Consider the following 6,915-nt stretch of genomic DNA (forward strand, 5'->3'; position numbering starts at 1 on the left):
CTGCCGCATTTTGCACTCCTCTTAACATCTGCCAACCCGATTCATAGATGTAATTCCTGATAAAAGGAGCATATCTCTCAAACACATTCATAGTGTAAACTCCACAAAATTCTCATCTGCATTATCCGACACATTATCAGGCTTTGCAAAATCAAAACCTTCCGAATTTAAAAGCTCATTTATACTTAGATTAGGATTTTGGTAAAGTAAATCAAGCAATTCTATAAAGTCTCTTATAACCTCTCTCGGAGTGATATTTTCACTTGCGCCAATTCTTGAATACTCAAGCTTTATAAAATCACCCAAGTCTCTGTCCACCAAGGTCTTTTTATAATCATAAAGTCCTGCATGAATATCTGCCAGTTTTCCGCAAAGCACAAGCATCTCCTCAGGTGTAAGCGGGTCCAATCTGATAACAGGTGAGAGCAAATCCCTCATACCCGGCCTTGAAAACTTACCATCTGCAAGCCTTGAACGCAGTGCTTCATAGCTGTATATTCCCCTCCTCTTATCTTCAAGCGTCTGCGGTGTGGCTCCCATTATGATACCCAAGTATTTCGCCTTTCCCTGTAAAGTATCATTGTACATTGTAAGCATCTTTTCATAGTTATACTGTCTTGTAATTGCATTAGGTATCTTATAGATATTGACAAGCTCATCCACCATAATCATAAGCCCTGAGTAACCTGCCAGTCTGAAAAACATGGCAAACAACTTGATATACTCATACCAGTCATCGTCAGTGATTATTATATTCACTCCAAGCGCCTCTTTTGCATGTGTCTTTCTTGTATATTCACCTCGAAACCAACGCACTATCTTCATCTTCATATCGTCATCACCCTCTATATAGGCATGGTAATACTTTGATAAAATATTTCCGAACTCAAATCCGTGCACCAGTTCTGAAAGGCTTGATAAGGTAAAATAAATCTTTTTATCCACCTCCAAAGAAAACTCAACACTTCCGGGAAGAAACTTACTCTCCTCCATGCATTCTGCCTGAATTTTGTTAATCCACTTATCAAGAAGCAGGGTAACGGCTCCTCCCTCAGGCTTTGTCTTTGTGGACAGATTGCTGATAAGTTCTCTGTAGGTTGCAAGCCCCTGTCCCTTGGTACCCTGCAACCTGCGCTCAGGCGAGAGGTCGGCATCCGCCACTATAAAGCCTCTATCCATCACATAGTTTCTTATAGTCTGCAATAAAAAGCTTTTTCCGCTTCCATACTTTCCTACAATAAACCTGAATGAAGCACCTCCCTCAGATACGATATCCACATCGTGAAGTAGTGCCTCAATCTCATTCTTTCTTCCTACTGTAATATACGGCAGTCCCGTTCTCGGCACCACTCCGCCCTTTAGCGAATTGATAAGTGTCTGTGCAATTCGCTTCGGTACCCTTTTTTCGTCATTCATAATCTCTCCATTATATCTAAAATATCTTCTTTATAATCTTCAATCAGATAAATATCCGCTCCGTCACATTCCAGTATATTGTCGCCTATATCATCAAAGAACCTTTCATTGATTGTATCCGTGACAATGGAAGCAAAGAGGTTATTCTCTTTTATATATTGTTTATAGTCTTCCCCTGCCAGTATACATTCTAAAATCCTTATATTTATATCAATATCTGTAGGCATATCCGGTTTAATAATCTCTTCTTCCTGTGTCTTTTCATTATCCGATATATCAAAGATTGTATCTTCGTCTTCTTCCACAATAAGGCTCTCCCTTGTGATATCCGCGTCACTTCTGATTTTGTTTAGAGCAAAAAAGTCAATATCTATCTGTTTCTTTTCATTTCCCTTTAATTCCAAGACGGATTTATCAAACGCCTCTTTGACATAATCTCTTATCCACTTATCCTCTTCTCTTTCCTTCAGGCAATACCCCAATTTATACTCTACTCTCATATATCTGTCAATTTCACGAAACACTGATATAAGCTTTTTCTTGTCAAAACATTCTTTACTGTATGATTTTTCCTTCCATGCCTGCTTACTGTAGTGATAAGACCTGACACTGTTCAAAACATAATCAGTTCCTTCACAGGTTTCTTTAAGATATGGAGTGTTACCGAGCGGATACCACCTTTTACTCTGTAATCTGCCGAAGCAATGTGTGAAAGCAGTTTGACCATTAATACTGCCTGCTTTTAATATAGCTTTCCAAACATTGGCAAAAATATATATCATATTTTCTTTTTGTTTTTTCACACTCAGAGAGTCTGTCACTCTGCTTCCCAATAAAAATACTAACACGTCAAATATCTCATTATCTGAGTGATTTTCCGGCTTTTTAAATATTTCTATCGCTTCATCCCTTTTGAAAACATCTTCCCCTATATATTCTTTGATTTCATCTGCGCCAAAGCCGTTTATAACGGCGTATTCAAAATACCATCTGTTTAAGTTGCTCTTTATTTGAGCGACGTTTTCTATGCCTTCAAGGTTTAAGATATTTTCTTCCAACTCTTTTAACTTATTTATAGTGTCATACTTTGATACGGTGCCTATTCCGCAAAGCAGTTCATATATATACAGATATATAAATGATGTATATGTACTCCTGTAATTGCCCTTCCTTATATCTGTCCTCCATGTAAAGTAAGACCTTAGCTGATTGGCATTAAGCTCATGATATGTGACAAAGTAACCGCAATAATCTCTCACCTTCTCATAGTAATTATCCTCATAGTCTTCCATAAACTTCCCCTGCTTATAGAAATTCTTACTTTTCTGATACCACGGATAATCATTATAGCTGTACATATTTATCATCTCATAGATTTTCTTAGGAGTTTCTTCCCTTTTCTTAAAGAAATCGCTCCCCTTGGCAAAAGGTATCGCCGTATCGCTATACTTTGTACCCTCGCTTGACGAATCAAGCACAGTCAAATCACTTTTTACATTTCGTTTATATCTTTCATTTATACAATCAAGAAACTTTTTAGCATCCATCTTTTATCCTTAAACTATGCCACCGCAAAACCTGACAGATCGAACATACTTCCAAGTGATGTCCCGAAATCTGTAGGTTTCATTGCCTCCGCAATCTTTTTTAGTGTGCAATCAAACATCTCTCTGTCATTGAATATATTAAAAAGCTTGGCGGTATTCCTTGCATCATCAAGTGCGCTGTGCTCTCTTCCAAGGAAGTCGACACCTGCCATATCAAGCGCCATCTTCAATGAAAGCTGCTTCTCAAATCCAAGTTCTTTGTCAAACTCCGCCTGAAAGTCATGCCATTCTGTCAAATAAACTCTTTCTTCATCCAAACTTATTTCATATTTCTTTAAGCTTATCTCTTTTGAGATTTGCTTATAATCATTTTCACTCCAAGCATATATCTTGATATCGTCATTCACACCCAAGCACCAATTTGAAAACATCTTCATTGCTTCATCAAACTTAGGAGCATTTATCACCATATCATAGGTAATGCCTGTCAATCTGCTTATCAAAGGTCTGATTCTGTTATTGTATTCAGGCTTTACATAGGTTCTGAATGACGAAATCTCCTGATAGTTTTCATCCAACATTATAGCACCTATTTCAATAGTCTCCATAGTACAATCAAAGTCCTTATATTTATTGCTTATATTGTTCATTTCCAAATCTAAAACTATATGCTTCATTTCCGCCTCCGGGTTATTTTTATTATACTCGTATTCTACAATATATGCTGTACGATAAAAATACCTTCAAACTTTTATATTTATATTTTAATGAAGTTAGTTTTCTTTACTCTGTAACAGCTACTCGATAATCAGCCTTTAGGTATCAAAAAGAGCCGCTGCACTGTATGCAACAGCCCTAAATCTACTCCTGTCCGCCCTTATCAGCTCCTACAATATCTTTCAAACTGCTATTAACCCCGTCTATCCATTCTTTCTTTTTGTCCGGATTCTCTTCTCCGTATAAGAATGAATAGTATTCGGAACCTATAATAAGCTCCATATTCCTTTTATCGGTTACATTCATATCATAACTTTTTGAAGGTAATACCGTATTGTAATAGAACGTAGGCTTGGTATCTTCCACCTTTTTCTCCCCCTCTACCATCCAAAGGAGGGCTAAAGCACCGATAATATATGCTATAAAACTTATCCAAAATGCTGTAGCCTCAGTCGGCATATATCTTTCTTTTTTGCTTTTATCAAGCTTTTTCTTTATAAGTGACATTCCCTCGTTATTAAATAACATAGCTCCGATAATAAATAAAGCCCAACAGACCTTCTCTTTATTAAAATATGCAAATACACCGACCGCCAATAATATTATGGATATTATGAATAATTTCTTTTTGTTCCTTTTCTTCTTGAACTCCATAATGCTCCCCCTAAGTGAAAACTGTAAAAGTTAAAGCGATTTTAGAATTATTTATTTTTTATATCTATTGTTTTTTTCTGCCCCCGACAATATCATCTAAGCACTTGTTAACATCGTCTACCCACTCTTTCTTTTTATCCGTAATATGAGCCGAACGTAATTCTGAGTAATAAAGTTCTTCCTCTAAATATTCTTCCATCTCTTTTCTGTTAATTGTACCCGTACCATGTGACGGTACCAATATATTGTAATATGGCTTGTTATCTTCCACCTTATTCTTCTCATTTTCTTCAAATACACAAATAAGGGCGACAACACCGATAAGATATATCATAAGGCATATCAGAACTGCTGCAGCTTTAGTCGACTCATATCTTTCCTTATAGTTTTCATCCAGCTTTTTCTTTACATAGCTGATACCACCGCCACCATATGCTATACAACCGATAATGAATAATGACCAACAAAACTTTTCCCTGTCAAAGTATGCGAACAGACCGACCGCCGACAATATTATTATGGACACTGTGAATAATTTCTTCTTGCTCTTTTTCTTCTCCTTAAATTCCATAATGCTCCCCCTAAGTAAAACAGAACAACTAAAAAATAAAACAAAAAGGTATATAAGTATTTTAACTCATATACCTTATGTTGGCTAGAGGGGGAGGATAATATCTAAACGAAAATTCCACCATAAAGTTTTAAATCAAATTGTCAGCCACATTTCAAATTTATTTATTAATATATATATCCAACAATATCAGGGTACTCCTTTATGTAAACTTTTATTTTTAATGTACCCCAACTATAATCATTATATTTTGAAATAATCAGCTTAAAGTCATTATCTGTGCTCTCCCCCCAGTCAACATCAACATATCGGTGTTCTACCCAGTCATCATCAACAGCACTATTTTTAATAATTTCTCTTGTAATCGTTATACCATGATTTACATTGAAGTTTTTTATGTTAATACCAAGCGAAATGCTATCATACTTTATTGAATTTAACTCAAGACTTATATTTCCATCTCCTTTTTGTGAATTTCCATATGTATCTATATACGAAAATTCAATATATGGTTCAGAGTCATCATACCTATATATATTAACATCAAAGTCCTCACCTATCTCTAAAGGAAACATTGAGCATATATTGTATACCTCATCTATATATTCACTATCACAAACCTTATCCCTTATCCTTGAAAAATACTCCTCAAATACTTTATAAAAATAATCTATAAACATAAAGCTTAAGCCAATAGGCAAAATTGGAAGCATACTAGTATATCGAATAATTATTAACTGTTACAAACCTCATTGGTTTTAATTCCTGCTTCAATCGCTTCGGTAACGCTAATGTCATCCATTTTGTATGACCAATGATAAACAACCGGCTCTCGATTGACCTCATCGAAGTAAAGGTAGATACGACGCTCCAACTCTTCCTTTGTTTCTACTCTGATACCTTTAAGCATCTGTTTCGTCATCTTGCTAAAGAAGTTTTCTATCATGTTAAGCCAAGACCCATGCTTAGGTGTAAACACAAATACAAATCTTCCTTCGGGGCGAGTAGCAAGGTAGTTCCTTGTCTCTTTTGATTTATGCGCTGAATGATTGTCACATACTATGCGGATGATATCTCTTTCAGGATAACGATCATCGAGTTTTTTAAGTAGTTCTATAAAATCAGAACTTTTATGTGTTGTGCTAACATAAGGGATTGCTTCACCTGTTAACAGATCTATTCCGGCAAGGAGTGATAAGGTTCCAAGACGCTTATATTCAGCATCTCGCATCACATAACCGTTTCCGACCGTAGGGCGAAGATCCTCTCCTGTAGTGGCAATAGCCTGTATTCCCGGCTTTTCGTCACAAGATACTGTATGTACCATCGGTTCATCTGCCGGTATAATAAGCTGACCGTTTTCATCGAACTGCATACTCACCTGTTTATACACCAACAGTACATCATGCATCTTGGACTCAAACTCAGGATCACGTTTTTCACAGTAATACTTTATTTTGTGCGGCTTTATATCAGAGTTTTTTAGTATTTTTTGAACCATAGGCTTTGTTATTGTTTCCAAACGTGGGTAACCTGCCTCGACTGCATGAGTCTGAATATGCTGATGTAGGTTCTTAAGTGTCCATAGCTCTTGTGCATAACCAAGATCAGCGGGACGCTGACAAGCAATATCTATAATCCAAGCAACAGCGTCATCTGTTATCTCAACAGGACGACCTTGACGCTGAGCATCAAATAATGCACTTTTGGTTCCGCCATCCATATATTTTTTGATGCATAGTTGCACGGTAGAAGGACTTATATCGTATATTTTTGCAATAGTACGAATTGGAGTTCCGTTATATCTGTCCAACAATATATGGGCTCTTATAACTACTTGAGCCTGTATGGTTCTCTGCTTGATCAATGAGCGTAGGTATTCATAATCGCCTTCATTAAGGGTTAAGGAAGTTGGTTTTCTCGGCATAATAAGCACCTCTCTTTTTAGAATAATCTTATTATACCATAGAATAATTATTTGTGATGATTATTTAATTAACTATATACTAG

General features: G+C 36.3%; 7 protein-coding genes. All 7 read right to left on the reverse strand.

Annotated elements, in window-relative coordinates; translation table 11 throughout:
* Window positions 1-87: 87 nt before the first annotated feature.
* The gene (locus ACO6FI_RS10725) at window positions 88-1,416 is read right to left on the reverse strand and encodes an ATP-binding protein (RefSeq protein ID WP_485457326.1); all 1,329 of its coding nucleotides are present in this window, start codon (window positions 1,414-1,416) and stop codon (window positions 88-90) included.
* Window positions 1,413-2,963: a TerB N-terminal domain-containing protein gene (locus ACO6FI_RS10730; protein WP_485457327.1), complete on the reverse strand. Its 1,551-nt coding sequence runs from the start codon at window positions 2,961-2,963 to the stop codon at window positions 1,413-1,415. Before ACO6FI_RS10730 ends, ACO6FI_RS10725 begins: the two co-directional genes overlap by 4 nt.
* A 14-nt stretch (window positions 2,964-2,977) precedes the next feature.
* Window positions 2,978-3,640, reverse strand: coding sequence for a 3'-5' exonuclease (locus ACO6FI_RS10735; RefSeq protein WP_485457328.1), 663 nt, complete (start codon window positions 3,638-3,640; stop codon window positions 2,978-2,980).
* A gap of 184 nt (window positions 3,641-3,824) precedes the next feature.
* The gene (locus ACO6FI_RS10740) at window positions 3,825-4,334 is read right to left on the reverse strand and encodes a hypothetical protein (protein WP_485457329.1); all 510 of its coding nucleotides are present in this window, start codon (window positions 4,332-4,334) and stop codon (window positions 3,825-3,827) included.
* Window positions 4,335-4,398: 64 nt separating this feature from the next.
* Window positions 4,399-4,905, reverse strand: a complete 507-nt coding sequence (locus ACO6FI_RS10745; protein ID WP_485457330.1) for a hypothetical protein — start codon at window positions 4,903-4,905, stop codon at window positions 4,399-4,401.
* Window positions 4,906-5,072: 167 nt separating this feature from the next.
* Window positions 5,073-5,618 carry a hypothetical protein gene (locus tag ACO6FI_RS10750; protein ID WP_485457331.1) on the reverse strand — a complete coding sequence of 182 codons (546 nt, stop codon included), beginning with the start codon at window positions 5,616-5,618 and terminating at the stop codon, window positions 5,073-5,075.
* A gap of 20 nt (window positions 5,619-5,638) precedes the next feature.
* Window positions 5,639-6,832, reverse strand: coding sequence for an IS630 family transposase (locus ACO6FI_RS10755; protein ID WP_485457332.1), 1,194 nt, complete (start codon window positions 6,830-6,832; stop codon window positions 5,639-5,641).
* Window positions 6,833-6,915 lie beyond the last annotated feature (83 nt).

It is taken from the genome of Lachnoanaerobaculum sp., from assembly GCF_057250505.1.